General features: G+C 66.0%; 13 protein-coding genes. 6 read left to right on the top strand and 7 right to left on the bottom strand.

Going from position 1 to position 18,282, the window contains the following annotated elements:
- The 3 genes from BSF38_RS23395 to BSF38_RS31485 all read right to left on the bottom strand — a co-directional run bounded on the left by BSF38_RS23395 (position 1) and on the right by BSF38_RS31485 (position 5,211).
- Entirely contained in the window at positions 1-1,497 is a 1,497-nt protein-coding gene (locus tag BSF38_RS23395; RefSeq protein ID WP_076349525.1) for a sugar ABC transporter ATP-binding protein, read from the bottom strand.
- Between the two features lie 101 nt (positions 1,498-1,598).
- On the bottom strand, positions 1,599-4,193 hold the full coding sequence (gene lon, locus BSF38_RS23400; protein ID WP_076349526.1) for an endopeptidase La: 2,595 nt from the start codon (positions 4,191-4,193) through the stop codon (positions 1,599-1,601).
- A 220-nt stretch (positions 4,194-4,413) separates the two neighbouring features.
- Positions 4,414-5,211, bottom strand: a complete 798-nt coding sequence (locus BSF38_RS31485; protein WP_076349527.1) for a metalloprotease — start codon at positions 5,209-5,211, stop codon at positions 4,414-4,416.
- Between the two features lie 231 nt (positions 5,212-5,442).
- Here BSF38_RS31485 and dapF point away from each other — a divergent pair, with 231 nt between their 5' ends.
- On the top strand, positions 5,443-6,282 hold the full coding sequence (dapF, locus tag BSF38_RS23410) for a diaminopimelate epimerase (protein WP_076349528.1): 840 nt from the start codon (positions 5,443-5,445) through the stop codon (positions 6,280-6,282).
- Between the two features lie 7 nt (positions 6,283-6,289).
- Here the strand turns inward: dapF and BSF38_RS23415 are convergent, their stop codons facing one another.
- The 4 genes from BSF38_RS23415 to BSF38_RS23430 form a co-directional block, all read right to left on the bottom strand.
- Positions 6,290-7,261, bottom strand: coding sequence for a sugar ABC transporter substrate-binding protein (locus BSF38_RS23415; protein WP_076349529.1), 972 nt, complete (start codon positions 7,259-7,261; stop codon positions 6,290-6,292).
- 117 nt (positions 7,262-7,378) lie between these two features.
- Positions 7,379-8,626 carry an aldo/keto reductase gene (locus tag BSF38_RS23420; protein ID WP_076349530.1) on the bottom strand — a complete coding sequence of 416 codons (1,248 nt, stop codon included), beginning with the start codon at positions 8,624-8,626 and terminating at the stop codon, positions 7,379-7,381.
- A gap of 228 nt (positions 8,627-8,854) precedes the next feature.
- Positions 8,855-11,308: a TolC family protein gene (locus tag BSF38_RS23425; RefSeq protein ID WP_083713319.1), complete on the bottom strand. Its 2,454-nt coding sequence runs from the start codon at positions 11,306-11,308 to the stop codon at positions 8,855-8,857.
- Between the two features lie 579 nt (positions 11,309-11,887).
- Positions 11,888-12,211, bottom strand: a complete 324-nt coding sequence (locus BSF38_RS23430) for an Mpo1-like protein (RefSeq protein WP_076351356.1) — start codon at positions 12,209-12,211, stop codon at positions 11,888-11,890.
- A gap of 175 nt (positions 12,212-12,386) precedes the next feature.
- Between BSF38_RS23430 and lpxK the strand changes: the two genes are divergently transcribed.
- From lpxK to BSF38_RS23455, 5 genes are all read left to right on the top strand, one after another.
- Positions 12,387-13,463: a tetraacyldisaccharide 4'-kinase gene (gene lpxK, locus BSF38_RS23435; protein WP_083713322.1), complete on the top strand. Its 1,077-nt coding sequence runs from the start codon at positions 12,387-12,389 to the stop codon at positions 13,461-13,463.
- Positions 13,464-13,589: 126 nt separating this feature from the next.
- Positions 13,590-14,684, top strand: coding sequence for a lipopolysaccharide heptosyltransferase II (gene waaF, locus BSF38_RS23440; RefSeq protein ID WP_076349532.1), 1,095 nt, complete (start codon positions 13,590-13,592; stop codon positions 14,682-14,684).
- Positions 14,669-15,649: an NAD-dependent epimerase/dehydratase family protein gene (locus BSF38_RS23445; RefSeq protein ID WP_076349533.1), complete on the top strand. Its 981-nt coding sequence runs from the start codon at positions 14,669-14,671 to the stop codon at positions 15,647-15,649. The genes waaF and BSF38_RS23445 overlap by 16 nt, the downstream gene beginning before the upstream one ends.
- A 94-nt stretch (positions 15,650-15,743) precedes the next feature.
- The gene (locus BSF38_RS23450; RefSeq protein ID WP_076349534.1) at positions 15,744-17,345 is read left to right on the top strand and encodes an ArnT family glycosyltransferase; all 1,602 of its coding nucleotides are present in this window, start codon (positions 15,744-15,746) and stop codon (positions 17,343-17,345) included.
- Positions 17,342-18,262: a lipopolysaccharide kinase InaA family protein gene (locus BSF38_RS23455; RefSeq protein ID WP_076349535.1), complete on the top strand. Its 921-nt coding sequence runs from the start codon at positions 17,342-17,344 to the stop codon at positions 18,260-18,262. Before BSF38_RS23450 ends, BSF38_RS23455 begins: the two co-directional genes overlap by 4 nt.
- Positions 18,263-18,282: the final 20 nt, after the last annotated feature.

Here is an 18,282-nt window from a genome sequence, read left to right on the forward strand (position 1 = left end):
TCAGCTCTCGACCATGGCCGCAACGATGGCGTGCTCGCTCAAGTCCGGCGGTTCGAGTCGTCGCGCGACGCGGCCCGCTCGCAGCACGACGCAGCGGTCGGCCAGGCGCGTCAGCTCTTGGGTGTCGGACGAGACCAGCAAGACGCAGCGCCCGGCGTCGGCTTGGTCGTCGACCCAGCGGTGGATCGCCTCTCGCGTCTTGACGTCGATCCCTCGGGTCGGCTCGTTGAGGATCAACAGCTCGGGATCGCGGGCCGCCCAGCGGGCGAGCAAAACCTTCTGCTGATTCCCTCCCGAGAGCGTGAGCACCTTTTGCGAGAGGCTTGCCGCGGCCACCTCGAACGTCTTGCACCAGCGCGCGGCCAGCGCGCGTCGACGTCTCCCGTTGATCCATCCCCAGCGGGACAGGGCAGGGTAGCTGGCGATCGCCACGTTCTCGGTGATCCCTTGCGTCGGGATGAGCCCCTGTCGACGGCGGTCGGACGGCACCATCGCGACGCCTTGTTCGCTCGCCTCGATCGGGTGCCGGGGGCGGAAGGGACGGCCTTTCCATACGATCTCGCCTGAGGCGAGCCGGGCCGAGCCGAAGAGGGCCGAAGCCAGTTCTTCTTGGCCCGCGCCGGAGAGCCCGGTCAGCCCGACGACCTCGCCGGGCGCGACCGTCAGATCGACGCCTCGGAGCGTCTTGCCGGTCGCCCCCGAGACCCGAAGCATGGGGTCGCCCGACGTTTTGCGAGCCGATCGTTGGCGGACGTCCACCGCCTCGCCGACCATCTCGGCGACGACCCGATCGAGGGAAAGCTCGGACCTCGGCCAGGTTCCAATCCGCCGGCCGTCGCGGAGCACGGTGATCCGATCCGAGATCTCGAAAACCTCTTCGAGATGGTGGGAAACGTAGAGGATCGCGACCCCTCGCTCGCGGAGGCTCCTCAAGACGTCGAAGAGTCGCTCGGTCTCGGCGCGGGAGAGCGCGGCCGTCGGCTCGTCGAGGACCAGGACCCGCACCTCGCCTCCCAGGGCCTTGGCGATCTCGACCTGCTGCCGCTGGCCGACCGACAGGGACGCGACGTTCGCGGCGGGGTCGAGTGGGAAGCCGAGCGTTTCGAGTCGCTCGCGAGCCAGCCGCAGGATGGCTCGGCGATCGATCCAGGGTCCGATCCGCGGCTCACTCCCGAGCGCCAGGTTTTCCGCGACCGAGAAGGCGTCGACCAGGCTGAGTTCCTGGTGAATGACGGCGATCCCCGCTTCGATCGCGACAGCGGGGTTGGGAAAGCGAACCTCACGGCCGTTGATCGAGATCGACCCGCCGTCGGGCCGGATGGCGCCGCCGAGGATCTGGATGAGCGTACTCTTTCCAGCCCCGTTCTCCCCGCAGAGGGCGTGGACTTCGCCCCCGATCAACTCGAGGTCGACGCCTTTCAGAGCCTGGGCGCCGGCGAACGATCGCGTGAGGCCGTTCAGCGAAACACGGCAGCCGTCGGAAGAATTTGATCGCATGAGAAAGCAGAGCCAGGATCAGTCGATCGGATCAGGCCGGGAAGCCAACCGCCTGATGGCGGCGCGACTTCCGGCCGGGGCGGGAGTCTTGTCCGAATTCGTTAGAGACTTCGTGAGCGGCGGTGCGGCTTCTGGGGCGGCAGGTCGCTTTTGGGGTCGCTCGGCGCGGCCACCTTCTTGCGCTTCACCGAATCGAGCGGATCAGTCGAAGGCTTGACCGGTTCCGGTTTCTGTCGCGGCTTGGCCGAGGGGGGCTCGAACAACCGCGGCACCACGTCGTCGAGGGTGTCGATCAGTCGGAAGGTCAGGTCGGCCTTGACCTCCGGCGGCAGCTCGACCAGGTCCTTTTCGTTGTGCCGGGGCAGCAAGACGGTCCGGATTCCGGCCCGCCGAGCCGCGAGGATCTTGTCTCGGACGCCGCCGACGGGCAGCACGCGCCCCGTGAGCGTCACCTCACCGGTCATCGCCAGCTCATTGGTGATCGGCTGATCCCGGAAGAGGCTGATCAGGGCCGAGGCGATGGCGACCCCCGCCGAGGGGCCGTCCTTCGGCACGGCGCCGGCCGGAACATGGATGTGAACGTCGGTCTTGCTGATCCGCGAGGGGTCGAGCAAGAGCAGCTTGGCGTGACTGCGAAGGTAACTCATCGCAGCCTGGGCGCTCTCGCGCATCGAGTCGCCGAGCAGGCCGGTGAGCGTCAGCCCCCCTTTGCCCGCCATGCCGGTCGCCTCGATGAACAGGATCTCGCCGCCGGTCGGCGTCCAGGCCAGGCCGGTGGCGACGCCGGGAACACCCGTCCGATCGACCAGCTCACGGAAGAAGCGCGACGGCCCCAGAAGCTCGGCGACCTGCGTGGGGCCGATGGTCACCGATCGGCGCTTGCCCTCGGCCCGGCGGCGGGCGACCTTGCGGCAGAGGGCCGCGATTTCCCGCTCCAGGTTCCGGAGACCGGCTTCACGCGTGTAATCGGCGATCACCTTCCTGACCGCCTGATCGGTCACCTCGAGATCGTCGGCGACTAGCCCATGGGCTTCGAGTTGCTTGGGGATGATGTATTTCTGCGCGATCAGCGTCTTCTCTTCCTCGCTGTACCCCGGCAGATGAAGCACCTCCATCCGGTCCAGGAGCGGCGAGGGAATCGTTTCGAGCATGTTCGCCGTGGCGATGAACATGACCTTCGAAAGATCGAAGTCCACGTCCAGATAATGATCGCGGAAGCTGGAATTCTGCTCGGGATCGAGCACTTCGAGGAGCGCGGCCGACGGATCGCCCCGGAAGTCGGCGCCGAGCTTGTCGACCTCGTCGAGCATGAACACGGGGTTGTTCGTGCCGGCCTTGCGCAGCCCCTGGATGATCCGCCCGGGCATGGCCGCGACGTACGTCCGCCTGTGTCCGCGAATCTCGGCCTCGTCGTGGACGCCTCCCAGACTGATCCGGATGAATTCGCGCCCGAGCGCCTTGGCGATGCTCTTGCCGAGCGAGGTCTTGCCGGTGCCGGGAGGGCCGGAGAAGCAGAGGATCGGGCCCTTCATATCCTTTTTGAGTTTGCGAACGGCCAGGTACTCGAGGATGCGTTCCTTGATTTTCTCGAGATCGTAATGGTCGGTGTCGAGCACCTTCCGCGCCCGCCGAAGGTCGAGCCGGTCGCGGCTCGCGACGGCCCAGGGCAGGATCGCCAGCCAGTCGAGGTAGGTTCGGACGATCGAATATTCGGCCGAACTCGGGTGCATTCCGACCAGACGCTCAAGCTCTCGCTCCGCCTCGCGCTGGACTTCTTCCGGCGGATTGGCGGCCTTGATCCGCTCCCACAGCTCGGCGACTTCGGGGTTCTCGCCTTCCCCTTCGCCGAGCTCTTCCTGAATCGCCTTGATCTGCTGGCGGAGGAAGTGGTCGCGCTGGGCCTTGGAAAGTTCGGAGCCCACTTGCTCCTGAATCCTCGTGGAAAGTTCGAGGACTGCAAGCTGGCGCGACAGATACTGGCCGAGCCGCTCCAGGCGAATGCGAACGTTCACCTCGCCGAGCAGGGTTTGCCGTTCCTCGATCGAGAACGGCAAGCTTGACGCCAGCAGGTCGGCGAGCCGGCCGGGCTCGCGGGTGTTCATCGCGGCGACCTGAAGCTCTTCGGGAATCTGCTGACTCTGGTCGACCATCCGCTGGAAGAGTCGATTGACGTGATGCACCAGGGCGTCGAGCTCGACACCTTCCTCTTCCACCTCTTCGAGGGGCTCGACTTCACCGATCAAATACGGCTCGGTCTGAACGACGCGGACGAGTTTGGCGCGCGTTTGCCCCTGACAGACGATGCGTGTGGAACCGTCCGGGAACTTGAGCATCTTGAGCACGGTTCCCACACAGATCGTCGGGAACAGGTCGTTGACGCCGGGGTCGTCGATCTCCGGGTGAAGCTGACTGGCCAGACCGACGAGGCGCTCGCCGACCAGCACGTCGTCCACCAGCCGAATCCCGCTGGCACGGTTGATCACTAACGGAACGACCGTCTGAGGAAAGACGAGATCGGAACGCAACGGCAAGAGAGGCAACCGGTTGGCGTGGAGGACGGGGGCCGCTTCGTGATCGCTCGCCGCGCGAACTCGTCGCGAGCCCGCCCCCTTCCGAGGGGCGTCGCCGACCTTCGCTTCCGCTTCGTCCGACTGCTTCCCTCGCGATGCCTGTGACTTCTTGATGCGTGGGCGCATGTATGTTCGTTCTGCTCTCGCGCTCTATTGGCCGAAGGGCCTCATCCCTTGTTGGGAATCCACTCGTGGAAAGGCCCAAGTGATTTTCAGGCATGAGGCCGGCAAAAGAAAGAGGGGACCCCCCGACCTGCCGTCTTGACGCCTGGTCTGATTCCGTGGAACACCATACGAAATAGATGGCGGATTGAGACACCTCGTCGACTAAGTACCTCGGTCTCGGTCAACGCCGCCACCAGTCGTCGTCGCCGACGCCCAGCGACCGGGCGTCGTGCATCGACTGGAGGACCTGGAAATTCAGGTAGGCGAACATCCCAAAGAAGAAGGTCAGGAACAGGTCCGAGGTCCGAACCCCCGCGATCACGGCCAGGATTCCGGCGGTCACCAACGAGAGGATGTGATTGCGCCGGACGCCGTTTCTCGGGTCGACGACGGAGGAGATGATCTGGCTCGCCTGGCCGCCGTCGAGCGGCCAGATCGGCAACAAGTTGACGAACGTCCACAGCAAGTTGATGCGGATGAGGAAGTAATAGGCCCAGAACATCATGCCGGTCTCGCCCAGACCGAACTTCCCAAAGGCGTTCAAGAGGGCCACGGGATCGGGTTTGACGCCGACGATGAGGAAGAGGATGAGGGCTAAATGTTCGCGCGGCGAAATCCCGAGCAAAATCGTCCAGACGACCAGGGTGACCAGGAAGAGGAGGAAACCCGCGCCCGGGCCCGCCAGGATCACGGCGAGTCGTTGCCCCTTGGTTCCCTGTCGCTCGGAGTAGCAGAGCCCCCCCATGCTGTAGAGGAGAATCCAGGGGGCGTCGCGAAAGTGCTTGGACGTCAGGCCGTGGCCGAACTCGTGCACCAGAATGGAGAGGAACACGCAGCCTACCCAGAGCACGACCCGCTCGAAATGCTGGTCTTGCCAGCCGAGGATCGCCGAGACGAGCCAGAACATGGGATGAACGCGGACGGGAATGCCCAGCAGGCGGAATCTCAGGTCGTAGGGAGTCGTCGACGTACCGAGCATCAAATCCTCGCGTTCCCAATCATGGGGCTTGCCGCCCGCACTCGAATTCGAGCCGCCGGGAAAGTCGGCGGTCGCGCTGCTTCGCCGGACGTTTACACCAGGGCTTGGTTTGGACTACCATGTTAACGTGTCGACCGCCCAGTCGGCCAACGGATCTCGACATTCCTTGAGTCCGGCGCGTTCTCACTCCGCTACGGCCTTCTTCTCTACTCGCGCGGCGACCGACGAGCCATGAAATTCACCAAGATGCACGGTCTCGGCAACGATTACGTCTACATCGAGACGTTTCATCAGCCGGAACCTTCCGACCCTTCGTTGCTGGCCCGGACGATCAGCGACCGGCATTTTGGAGTCGGCTCCGACGGCCTGATCCTGATCATGCCCAGCCGACAGGCCGACGCCCGGATGCGGATGTTCAACGCGGACGGCTCGGAAGGGGAGATGTGCGGCAACGGCGTCCGTTGCGTCGCCAAGTATCTCCATGATCATGGGATCGCTCGTAAGGAGCGCGTGACCGTCGAGACCGGGCGCGGCGTCCTCTCGCTCGATCTGAAGATCGATCAGGGCGAGGCGAAACTCGTCCGGGTCGACATGGGCACCCCGATTCTGCGAGCCGCCGAGATCCCGACGCTCTTGCCCGGCGATCCGCCGATCGACGCTCCGCTCCAGGTCGACGGCCAGACCTTCGCCGTCACCGCCGTCTCCATGGGCAATCCGCACGCGATCATTTTCGTGGAAGACAGCGCGGCGTTCCCCCTTGAGCGTCTCGGACCGCTTATCGAGAACCACCCGATGTTTCCGCGTCGAGTGAACCTCCACGTCGTCGACGTCTTCGGCCCTGAAGAGGTCCGGATGCGCACCTGGGAACGGGGCTCGGGGATCACGCTCGCCTGCGGCACGGGAGCCTGCGCCGTGTGCGTCGCCGGCGTACTGACCGGGCGGACCTCGCGGCGGATTCTCGCCCACCTGCCCGGTGGCGACCTCCAGCTCGAATGGCCGGAGCCGTCTGAGTCGGTGTTCATGACCGGCCCGGCTACCGAGGTCTTCTCGGGCGAATGGCCCGCCGGTTGACGAACATTCAGTACGCGGGCTGGTGCTTGTCGACGTCGCTCTTGGTGATCAACCGCAGCGGCGTGATGTTCTCCGCGGGAACCTTCTGGCCCTTGAGGAAGTTCGCCAGGGTCTCGACGGCCTTGGCGCCTTGTTCCGCCGGGTCTTGTAGCACCGTCGATTGGAGTCTGCCGTTCCGGACGGCGTCGAAGGCCGACTTGCAGCCGTCGAAGCCGAGGACGACGACGTCCTTCCAGCCCTCGGCCTGGGCGACTTCCGCGGCCGGCAAGGCCATCTCGTCGGACTGGGCCACGACGGCCTGGACGTCCCCCGGGCGGAACCGGCGCACCAGGTCGGTCATGACGCTCTTGGCCTTGTCTTCCTGAAATCCCGCGAACCGGCGGTCGGCGATCGTGATCTCGGGATGTTTTTGAAGGACCGCGAGCAGCCCTTCACTCCGCTTGCGCTGGGGGCTCGATCCTTCGGTGCCTTCAAGATAGAGGATCTTGCCTCCCTTGGGGCCGAGCAGCTTGACCAGCTCCTCGCCCTGAAGGACGCCCCCTTCGGCGTCGTCGGCCCCGACGTAGCTGAGGACCTCGCCGCCGTTGATCCGCCGGTTGAGGGCGATGATCGGGATCTTCGCGCGGTTGGCCGCCTCGACCGCCGGCACGAGGGCGTCTTCGTCGCGAGGGCAAAGGATAAGGGCGCGGCAGCCGAGGTTGATCAGGGTTTCAACCTGACCGATCTGCTTGGCGTCGTCGTCCTGGCCGTCGCGGACGTCGATCTCCAGGCCCAACTCCTTGGCTTTGTCTTCCATCCCTTTCTTCTGAGCCAGAAAAAAGGGATGGCTGAACGTCGGCAGCACCGCGCCGATCTTGCCGCCGCCCCGCGCCGAGGCCGGAGAATCAGGGATGTTCTCGGAATCGCCCCCACAGCCCAAGGCCCCGAGGGCGACGACGATCGACACGCAGGAAATGGCAAAGAACCTGATCACGGGCATGACGACCGTTCCGATGCTGTTCGTCGCGCCTCGGGCTCATGCGGAGGAACCGGCAACCGGGGGAGGCGGCCCGTCCGATTCCTGTGGCGTTCGAGAGGTCGATCCGGACGGACCGGATCAGACCCTGAGGCGGCGGTCGGCGCGCTGGATCAGGTCGGCGACCGGCAACCCGTGGGGGCAGGCCAGGGCGGCGGCCGTGAGGTCCGCGGCGGCGAGATTGCGGGCGACGGGAGGAAGCGCCTGGTAGAGCGCCCGGGCTTCCTGCCGCTTGCCGTAGACCTCGTAATAGCGAAGATAACGCAGCACGGTGGCCACCGGCACGCCCTTGGCGGCCGTCTCGCAGAGGTGGCCGCAGCCGTGGCAGTAGAGGTGGGCCGTCGTCTGGCGGTACTCTTCGAGCAGTTGGACGTCACGCGCGGAGAGCTTCTGGTCGCGGGTCGCGGCGACGTTTTCGCGGAGATCGCTCCGGTTCGTCATCTCGCTGACGGCGACCTGGATCCGGTCGTCCATCCAGACCGTCTTGATTGCGGCGACTTCCTTCTTGAAGCCTTTCTCCTGGAGCTTGGCCATCTTGTCGGGGAAGTTGACCGAGCCCCCCTGGGTCTTCATGGCGACCAGCCCGAGGTTGGCCTTCGCCGCCTTGTCGATCGCGCGCTGGAGGTCGTCGTGGCGATCCTTGCCGCCGACGTCGCGGAAGTTGTACTTGAACATCACCTGATCCATCCAGCCGGCCTCGGCCGCCGCGTCGAGGATCTCGGGCAGGCGGGCGTCGTGGCAGCTCAGGCCGCAGAAGAGGATCTTCCCCTTCCGCTTCAGCTCCTCGAACGCCTTCTTGACGTCCGGATCGCGCAAGATCGCGATCTGATCGCCGGCGACCCCGTGCAGGTAGTAGCTGTCGACGTAATCGGTCTTCAGCCGCTCCAGGCTGGCGTCGAGCCGGCTTTCGAGGGTCTGCAGGGCGCTTGCCCCCATCCCCTTGCGGTAGGCGGCGTTCTTGGTGACGAGGTAGACGTCCTTGCGCATCTTGGTCCGGTCGAGGACGTCGCCGAGGACCTTCTCCGACACGGTGTTCTCGTAGCTCTCGGACGTGTCGATGTAGCGGACGCCCGAGAACAGGGCGGCCTGGACGAAGCTCGGCGAGAGCTTCCAGCTTGTGCCCATCCCGAGGATGCTGACCTTGCGTCCCGTCTTGCCGAGCGTCGCCGTGGGAACGGTGGATTGCTCCGCCTGGGCCGCCTGGGCGAAGGCGGGCGTGACCGACTCGGCCGCGGCGAGCGCGCCGGCCGAACCGGCGGCCACGGCCGTCTTCAGGAACGTCCGTCGATCGCCGGAGTTTCCACGATGAGCCTGCGATGGACAAGTCATGACGGATTCCTCGATTTGTGAATCCAGCGGATCGGGATCGCCCGGAAGACGAAGTCGCGTGGCGATTTCCCGGCGAGTCGCGATGGAATTCGGACCAGGAGCGCCGGATCATTTTGCCGATATGTTTGACAACTGGTCAACACTGTTCTTGCAGCCTTCGAAAAAAGAAGGCCGATGCGTCGTTTGGACGCATCGGCCGGTAGTGAGAGTCGTGATCGCCTCGGCGGGTCAGCCGGGCGGCAGTGGAGGCAGATCGATGGCCTCGGGCAGGGTCGGCAGCTCGTCGACCGCGTGGGCCGGTTCGGCCGCCGTCGAAGGCGGTTGAGCGAACGAGGTCGGGACGGCCGCTGGGGCCGGAGCCGGAGAGGGTGACACGGCTTCCGGCGCCGCCGAGGGGGGCGACGTCGGGAGCGCTCCGCCCACGGGCGGCTGGTTGTTGACCGGCGCGGCGGCTCCACTCGTCGGCATCGTCGCGGCGTCGATCCGGGGCTTGTCGGCGACGGTCGGGGCCGCCTGGCCCGGCGTCTGCGAGAGGATCGGGGGCTCGCCGGCCGGACGGAAGGGAGGCAGCGGCGTCGGCGGCGGTCCCAGCGGTCCGATCGGAGCGGGCATCGGGGGCACCGTGTTGCCCGGGTCGGTGCCCGGCGGCGTCACCGGATTGACCGGGTTGGGGGTTAGCGGTCCCGTCTCGCGTTCGGGATACATCGGGCCGTCGGGCTTGATCGGGAGCTGCTTGTGACCGTTCTGAATGTCGCGAGCCTGAACGTAGGCCTTCCGCGGGTGCGGGCCTTCGGCGACGGCGATGTTGTTGTAGGCGAGCAACGTCCCCTTGGCTTCTTCAAGAGCCACGATCGAGATGTTGTAGGTCGTCTTGAACTGAGCCTCCTGCGCGACCGCCTGGGCGTACTGGCTGACGGCGTCCAGGAAGCGGTCGATCGTGATTCGACCTTCCTCGTAGTAGGCTCGCTGAGCGGCGAGGCGTTCGGCCGCCGCGGCCCGGAGTCGCGAGGCGGTCTTGAACTGCTTGTAGTTCGCGTCGACTTCCAGGAAGAACCGGGCCAGCGAGTGCATGGTCTGGTGGACGACCTGCTGAAGATAGGCCCGCTGCCGCAGGAGGATGTACTGAGCCTGGCGGCTGTTGGCCAGCGGTCCCCGCATGCCGAGCGGCATCTGGAACGAGAAGCCGACCTGCCAGGTCCGGAAGTTGTTGTAATCGCCGGCTTGGGCCTGCACGCCGGCCGCACGTTGCTTGGCGGCGACCACCGGTTCGAGCGCCTTGAGGGTCGCCCCGGTCATGATGGCCTCGGCCGAGTCGAGCTGCTGTCCCAGACCGTTGAGCTGGTAGAGCACGCTCAGGTTCAACTGGGGGAGCAGTTGGTTTCGTGCGATCAGGAGCTGAAGCTCGGCGACGCGGACCAGCAACTGCTGCTGGACGATGTCGGGCTGAAAGGTGACCATCTGGGCGAGGCTCGACTCCCAGTCGGGCTCGAGACGCGCCTCGGTCGGCGGCGTGACCGGGATGATCCGGCGGTTGTCCGAGGGGGGAAGCCCCAGGATGTTCCGCAACTGACGCTCGGTGGTGATCACGTCCGACGTGCGGGTCACGAGGTCGAGGTTGAACTGCTCCAGCCGCTGCTGGGCTTCGGCGACGTCGGCCACCGTCCCCTTGCCGACGACCAGCTCGGCTTGCTCGCGATTGACGATCTCGCGGGCCAGCTCGACGGCCCGCTCCGCACTCCAGAGCTGGACGTGCTGCTGAGCGAGACTCCAGTACTGTTGTTCGATCGACCGCACCTGAGACATGATCTCAGCCTTGAACCGCCAGACCGCGGCGTCGGCGTTGAGCCGCGCGATGACGATCGGAGCCCGGTTGGCTTCGAGGCCGACCGGAGGACCGGCCGCCTGGCCCGGCATGGGCGCACTACCCATCAAGGGCTGATTGAGCGTCATCTGGAGGTTGGTCGTGTAGACCGACGGCGTCACCAGGAACGTGCTGTTCTGATAGAGCCAGTTCACGTTGTGGACGATGCCGATCTGGGCGCCGGTGGCCGTCCGCTTCGACAGACCGGTCTGGAACTGGGCCGTGTCCTGAATCGAGACGATCGGCGTCTTCGGTCCGGCGAAGCTGAGCGAACCGCCCTGGATGGCGTTGTTGAACGGCTGCGTGTTCTTGCCCCACGCGAGATTGGTCGTGAACGCCGTGTCGAACACGCTGAGCGCCTGGGCGATCTGGGTTTCCTGGATCGCCGGGTCGTAGACCGATTGCAGCGTCCCGGCGCCGAGCGCTCCGGCGATGCCGCCGCCGGCCCCGTTGTTCAACGGCGACGGCTCGAAGCCGCCGATCGGAATACCCTGGGCGCCGAACGGGATCACCCGGACGACTTCCGAGTTGTCGAGGCCGATCCGGATCGCCTCCTGCAACGTCATCGGCCAGATCTCTTCCGCTTCCGGATCGTTGGTCGTGCGAGGCTTCGCGACCTTCGGGAGTTGGAGAGGCAAGCTGTTCGTCAAGAAGTCGGCCTGTTTGACTTCCTTGTCCTCCAGGGCCATCTTCCCCATATTGTCGTGAGGAACCGACTTGGATTGATCAATGTAGGGAAGCCTCTGGCAACCGGACGAGCTCACCCAGGCCGCCAATACAGCCACATGAGTCCATCGGTTCGTGCGTAAAGTCAATCGCATGGCCAGCCGTCCTTGACTAAGATCGCCATGTGACGCGTAACTCAAGGCGTGGGAACACGCCGCGCCATCCTTGGCTTGGCTCACGGAGTCTACCGCCCACGACTCGACTGCCGCGGTCGCATTCGGGCCGCTCCGGTCGCGACCCTCTCGACGCCCACGAGGACGTCCAGAAGAGATGCGTCGACCGACCCTTCGTGCCGAAAACAAGTTGTGAACAAACAAACATCGAAAGGAGCCGAGCGACCTTACTCATGATGAGTAATGGATCGGCCTATCGGACTGTATCGGATGTTCGTGATCTGCGACTTGAAACGATGAGGCGGATCTTACGGATTATTCTGAATCGGTCCTAGTGCAAAAGCGAAGGCATGCTCGAAGCCCTCCGCGAATCGCAGGTCGGTCCGCTCATCAGTCGACCGGAATCCCCGCCTCGCCCCGACCGACTGGACGCGCCGAGCCGTCGAAGCGAAGCCGTATTCCCGGCCGCCACGTACTAAAGGGACGCCGAGGGGCGAGCCTTTCCCGCATTGTCGAGCGATGAAGCCGATGAACTCTCCGGGTTCGATCGAAGCCGACGCTTCACAGGTCCTCGCCAGGGGAGCTTGTTCCCGCGGGAAACTCGACGTAGGGGACGCCGAACAGGCGTTTGAAGTAGATGACCTCGCCCGGGTCGGTCCCTTCGAGATAGTGGCCGGCGAACTGGAGCGCGTAGCCGCCCAGAAACAGCGAGAGGGCCAGGACGAACACGGGAAACGACAGGAGAAACGCGTAGACCGCGAACAGCAAGACGCCCAGGATGGTGGGGGGGATGCCGAACATGTGTAGGACGAAGCTGACCGCGCTGGGGTGTCGCCTCATCCAGTGGTCGACGAGGGGGTGCGGCGGCTCGGGGGGGTAGATCATCAATGCGGACCTTGCGACGACGAAACGGCGGGGCGTCTTGACGCTTTCCATCAGGCGCGGTTAGCCTTCTCCCAGCATACCCGCCGGCGACCGTCGCTGGAAAGCACTCCCCCGCGCGACGGTTCCGGGACAAGCCCGCGGCGCTGCGGGGCGTTCTCAAGAGAAAGTCGACCGCGTGATCAGGATCGATCCCGATGCGTTTCTCAGGCTGGTGCGAGGCGAGACGAAAGGCCCTGTCGCGTGTCTCGGCCGATTCGGGCTCGGGCTCGGCTCGGTCGGCTATCGGGCGGCCGTGGCCGTTCGCAACGCGGCCTTCGACCGCGGCCTGAAGACGATCTATCGCGCGAGCGTCCCGGTGATCTCCGTGGGCAACGTCACGCTCGGCGGCACGGGCAAGACGCCGATGGTCGAGTGGCTGGCCCGCTGGTATCGCGAGCGCGGGGTCCGCGTCTGCATCATCAGTCGCGGCTACGGCCAGGACGGCGCGATCAACGACGAAGGGCTCGTCCTCGAGGAGAATCTGCCCGACGTTCCGCATCTGCAAGACCCCGATCGCGTCAAGCTTGCACACGTCGCCGTCGAGGAACTCGAAACCGAGCTGATCATCCTCGACGACGGGTTTCAGCACCGCCGGCTGGCTCGCGACCTCGACCTCGTCTTGCTCGACGCCCTCGATCCCTTCGGTCTGGGCCGGCTCTTTCCGCGCGGCCTGCTGCGCGAGCCGGTCAGCTCGATCCGTCGCGGCCACGCCGTGATCCTCTCCCGCGCCGATCTGGTCTCCGACGACCGCCGGCGGGAGATTCGCGCCGAGGTTCGTCGCCGGGCGGGCGCGGTTCCGCTGCTCGAAGCGCGACACCGTCCGCGCGACCTGGTCGACGGCGACGGCGAGCCCTCGGCCCTCGACGGCCTCTCCGGCGCGCGCGTCGCCGCCTTTTGCGGCATCGGCAATCCCGAGGGGTTCCGTCGGACGCTTGAGGGTCTTTGCGGTGAAGTCGTCGGGTTTCGCGGTTTTCCGGACCACCATCCGTACACGGCCGACGACGTCGACAGCCTCGGCCGGTGGGCCGACGGTCTCGGGGTGAATCTCGTCTTGACCACCCAAAAGGATTTGGTGAAGCTTCGGACCTCGACGCTCGGCGATGCGCGCCTGCGTGCGCTTCGGATCGAGCTGGAGATACTAGAAAGCGCCGAGCCGCTGGAGACGCTGCTCGCGACGTTGCTCCCGGGATCTCACGGCGGCTCGAAGGACTGAAAGCCGCGACTCGTCGGATTCGAGAGCCTCGGCAAGGATCGCCGAACCGCATCTGTCAGGGAAAGGATTTCCCGTGTACTCGATCACGACAGGGAGCATCCGCCGCCACGACGGCCCGGTCACTCCATGAACATCGTCGTCTTCTGCCCCAGCTTGATCGGCGACACCGTGATGGCGACGCCCGTCTTCCGCGCGCTGCGACGCGGGTATCCACAGGCCAAGCTGACGGCCGTGCTTCGGCCGAACGTCGCCCCCGTGCTCGACGGCGCCGAGTGGTTCGACGAGACCGTCTTCTTTCATCCTCATGGAAAACTGCGAGAGCATCGAGCGACCGCGGTCGTGAAGCGGTTGCGCTCCGAACGTCGCGACATGGCCGTCTTGCTGCCCAACTCGTTCCGCTCGGCCTGGGTCGCCTGGCTGTCGGGCGTCAAGCGTCGAGTCGGTTACGACCGGTATGCGCGGGGCCTCTTGCTCACCGATCGCTTGCCGCCGCCGCGCGACGCCGCCGGCAAGCTGCTCCCGTGCCCCATCGTCGAATACTACCTCGCGTTGCTCCGCCTGATCGGCTGCCCGAGCGACGGCGTCCGGCTTGAGCTGGCGACGACGGCCGCCGACGAGGCCGCCGCCGACGAGGCGTGTCGGGCGCTCGGCGTCTCGGCCGAACAGGGAATCGTCTGCCTCAACAACGGAGGCGCGTTCGGGCCGGCCAAGAGCTGGCCGAACGCGTCGTACGGGATTCTCGCTCGCCGCCTGGCGGAAGAGCTGGGCGTTTCCGTCGTGGTCCTGTGCGGTCCGTCGGAACGCGAGGCGTCCCGGAAGATCGCCGAGCTGGCCGGCCACCCGAGAGTCGTCAGCCTGGCCGATCAACCGTTGAGCCTTGGGCTGTCAAAAGCGTTCGTGCGCCGGGCGTCGCTGTTGGTCACGACCGACTCGGGCCCCAGGCATTTCGCGGCGGCCCTCGGAACGCCGGTCGTGTCGCTTTTCGGACCGACCCGGATCGAATGGACCCGGACCAACCATCCGCACGCCGTTCACATTTATCACCCAGTCCCTTGCGGTCCCTGCCAGCGTCCGGTCTGTCCTCTGGGACATCACGACTGCATGACGCGGCTGGCGCCGGATCGCGTGTTCGAGGCCGCCCGGCGGATGCTTGCGGGGCGTCGCGGCATTGTTCCGTCATTGCAACCAGGAGCGAGGGAGAATTCATGGCGACCTGGCTGATCACGGGGGCTTCGGGTTTCTTGGGGCGGCATGCGCTCGAGGTCCTGCGCCTCGAACTGGAGCGAGCGGGAAGCTCGTCCGACCGGATCGTAGTTCTGGGACGCAACCGACCCGCCGGTGTTTCCGCGTCGTCGTTCGTCTCGGCCGATCTCGGCGACGCGAGCGGTCTCGACGCGGCGGTCCGTGAGATCGCGCCCGATTTCGTGATTCATACGGCGGGCAAGACCCCGCCGGCGACCGACGACGAGCTTTTCCACGCGAATTTCTGGGCGACGATCCGACTTCTGAAGGCGCTTCGGATTTCGGGGAAGCCCGCGCGCGTGGTACTCGCCGGTTCGGCCGCCGAGTTGGGCCCGGTGAAGACCGTCGACTTGCCGGTCGGCGAGGATTACCCTTGCCAACCGATGACCGCCTACGGCCGCAGCAAGTGGATGGCGACGGTCTCGGCGCTGGCCGAGGTCGGGCCGCTCGAAGTGATGGTGGCGCGCGTCTTCAACCCGATCGGTCCGGGACTGCCGGAGAGCCAGGCGTTCGGGCAATTCGCCAGCCAGCTTCTCGCCCCAGGGACCGACCCGCTGCCGCTGATCGTCGGTTGGCTCGACGCGCGTCGCGACTTCATCGACGTCCGCGACGCCGCTCGCGCCATGGTCGCGCTGGCGATTCAAGGGCAGGGGGGGCGGGCCTATCATGTGGGGACGGGGCATTCGCGAACGGTCCATGAAGGGCTCGACGCCTTGGTCCGTCTGAGCGGCCGCTCGGTTCGGGTCTGCATCGACCCGCGCCTGTCGAACCCCCGAGAGCCGGAGGATTCGCGTGCCCGCATCGACCGCATTGTTTCGGAGACGAGCTGGCAGCCGACGATCCCGTTCGAGCAGACGATGAGCGACCTCTGGACGGCCGCCCGATCCCGGGCCGAGGCGCTGCATGCGTCGGACCGCTTGCTCCCATTGCCATTGACGGCCTGACCCTTCCACCTATACTCCCGATTGCGGTTCGAGGATCGAGCTGCGCTGGGACCGCCCGCGCCTGGGGCGGAGCCCGACATCAAGGAGGGTCGGAATGGCGTCGCGCCGTTGGTTCATCGTCATCGTCGGGTTCTCCGCGATCCTGCACGCCGTCGCCATTTACCGCACCCTCGTTCCGGCCCAGGACGGCCTCAAATTCCTCCGCGTGGCCCGAGACTTCCAGTCGAAGCCCTGGGGCGACGTGATTCGCGGATCGGATCAGCACCCGCTTTATCCCGCGCTGATCGCGGCGGTCGAACCGCCGTTGTCGGTCGTGCTGGGATCGGGTCCGGAGACCTGGCGGATCGCCGCGCAAGGCGTCTCGGCTCTCGCTTCGCTGATCTTGCTGTTTCCGCTCTACAGCCTCGCTCGCTCGTTGTTCGACGAGCGCATTGGGCTGATCGCGGTCCTGATTTACGTCCTCTTGCCGATCCCCGCCGAGGTCGGCCGCGACACGCTGGGCAACGCGTTGGGTCTTTGCTGCATGACGCTTTCGCTCTGGCTGGGCGCCCGCGCGATCCGCGAAGCCGCCTGGCTCCCCGCGCTGGGCTCGGGCCTGGTCGGAGGCGTCGGCTTTCTGGCGCGGCCCGAGGTGATCCTCGCGCCCGCGGCGATCGGTCTGGCGTGGGCGATCCACGCCGCGCGCGGTCGGTCGATCCGAAGCCTGATCACGACGCCGGCCTTGCCGGCCCTGGGGGTCGGAGCGCTGGTCTGCGTCGGGTCGTACGCGCTGGTGAAGGGCGAGGTTTCCGAGAAGCTCGCCCTACGGCATGGGGCCTCGATCGGTTCTCAGAAGATCATGCATCGAACGACTCCCCAGTTGCTTCCCGAGGGGCTCGACGGCGCGAAGCTCGACTTCTCGCCCAAGGAAGAATCCGACCGCTCCACGATGCGCGGGCCGGTCAAGACGCTCGTCTGGATCGGCCGCCAGTGGTGGGACGAGCTGTGCTGGGGCTTCGCCGTCATGGCGATCTGGGGCCTGACGCGGCAACGGTTCATCCTGAGCCTCTTCAAGGATCGGGACGAGCGAGACTCGGGCACGGTCGAGCGGCTGGTGATCGGAGTCTTCGTCGCGGTTTACCTCGCCGTGCTGGTTCGTCACGGCACGGCCCTGGGGTATCTCTCCAGCCGGCACCTGTTGCCATTGGTCGTCGTGTCGGTTGTCTGGGCGGCGGCGGGAACGTTCGTCTGCCTGCACAGATTGGGAGGCAAGCTTTCGATCCGTCCGGGGACGAAGCGGCTGGCCTTGATCACGGCCTCGACCTTCGTCGTCGGGGCGATGGTCGTCTATCAGCTTCGCACGAGCCATCAGAGTCGCTGGGGGCACTGGGCGGCGGGGCGCTGGCTGGCGGAGAACGCTCAGGCTGGACAGGAAGTTCTCGACACCCGAGGCTGGGCTCGGTTCGTATCCGACAACGCCGGAGGTTACGACTACTGGCACGTCCGGCAGGCTCTGAGTGATCAGCGACTTTCGTACGTGGTCGTGGGGCATGACGAGCTGGAGGTCGAGAGCCCGCGATCGCGCACGCTGGGCGCCTTGCTGGCCTTCGCGGCGACGCCGATCCAGGACTTCCCCGTGCGGATCGGCGGACGCAACGTCGGGGCTCGGATCTATCGCTTCCAACAACCGGTTTCCTGGGAAGGTTTCAGTCCATGAACCACGGCTCGCTCTGGGAACGCCTGGTTCGAGGCGTGCGCTGGTCGTGGATCGACGAGCGGTATCGGTCCGCGCTGCCGGCCGATTTCGACGCGATGGTCATGACTCTCGAAAGCCGTGATCGCCTGCACGCGAAGCAGGGCCGATCGACGGCCCGGGTGGTCTTCCATCCGCCCGATCAGAATCAGAGTGGAGGCCGGCCGTTGTCGGTCTATCTCAAGCGACATTTTCAGATGCCGTGGCTCGCGCGGTTCTCGGCCCTCGTTCATCCGAACGGGCGATACTCTCCCGGGGCGGCCGAGTGGGCTCACCTCGAACGCGCCCGGTCGCTCGGCGTGCCAGTCCCCGACGTGGTGGCCATTGGCGAGCGGATCGGCCCCTGGGCCGGCTTGCAGAGCTATCTGGTCGTCGCCGAGCTGACCGGTTGCAAGGAGCTGAACGAGGCGCTCCCGGTGATCGAGCAATCGATGGACCGAGAGGCCTTCGAGAGCCTCAAGCGGCGGATCGTCAAGGAGATGGCCCGCATCAGCGCCACGATCCACAAGGCCCGGATGTTCCACAAAGATCTCTATCTCTGCCACTTCTTCCTCGACCTGGAGCGGCTGGCGCGCGATCCGCGCGACGTCGCTTTGACGCTGATCGACCTCCACCGGCTGCAAGAGCACCGGTACTGGCCCGATCGCTGGCGGTGGAAGGATCTGGGACAGCTCTTGTTTTCGACCGAGGGCGTCGCCGGCGTCTCGCCTCGCGACGCCCTGCGATTCTGGGTGCATTACAAGCGGGAAGCCGGGGTCCGGAATCCAGAATGGCAGGCTCGGATGATCCGGCTCAAGGCGGCCCGCTATTCGGACCACAACGCCGCTTCGGAGCCGGGAGCGGCCGAACGGCTTTCCGAACCTGTAGGATCGGCCGACTGAATTCCTCCGGAGCCGAAAAG

It is taken from the genome of Paludisphaera borealis (assembly GCF_001956985.1).
GTDB classification, from domain to species: domain Bacteria; phylum Planctomycetota; class Planctomycetia; order Isosphaerales; family Isosphaeraceae; genus Paludisphaera; species Paludisphaera borealis.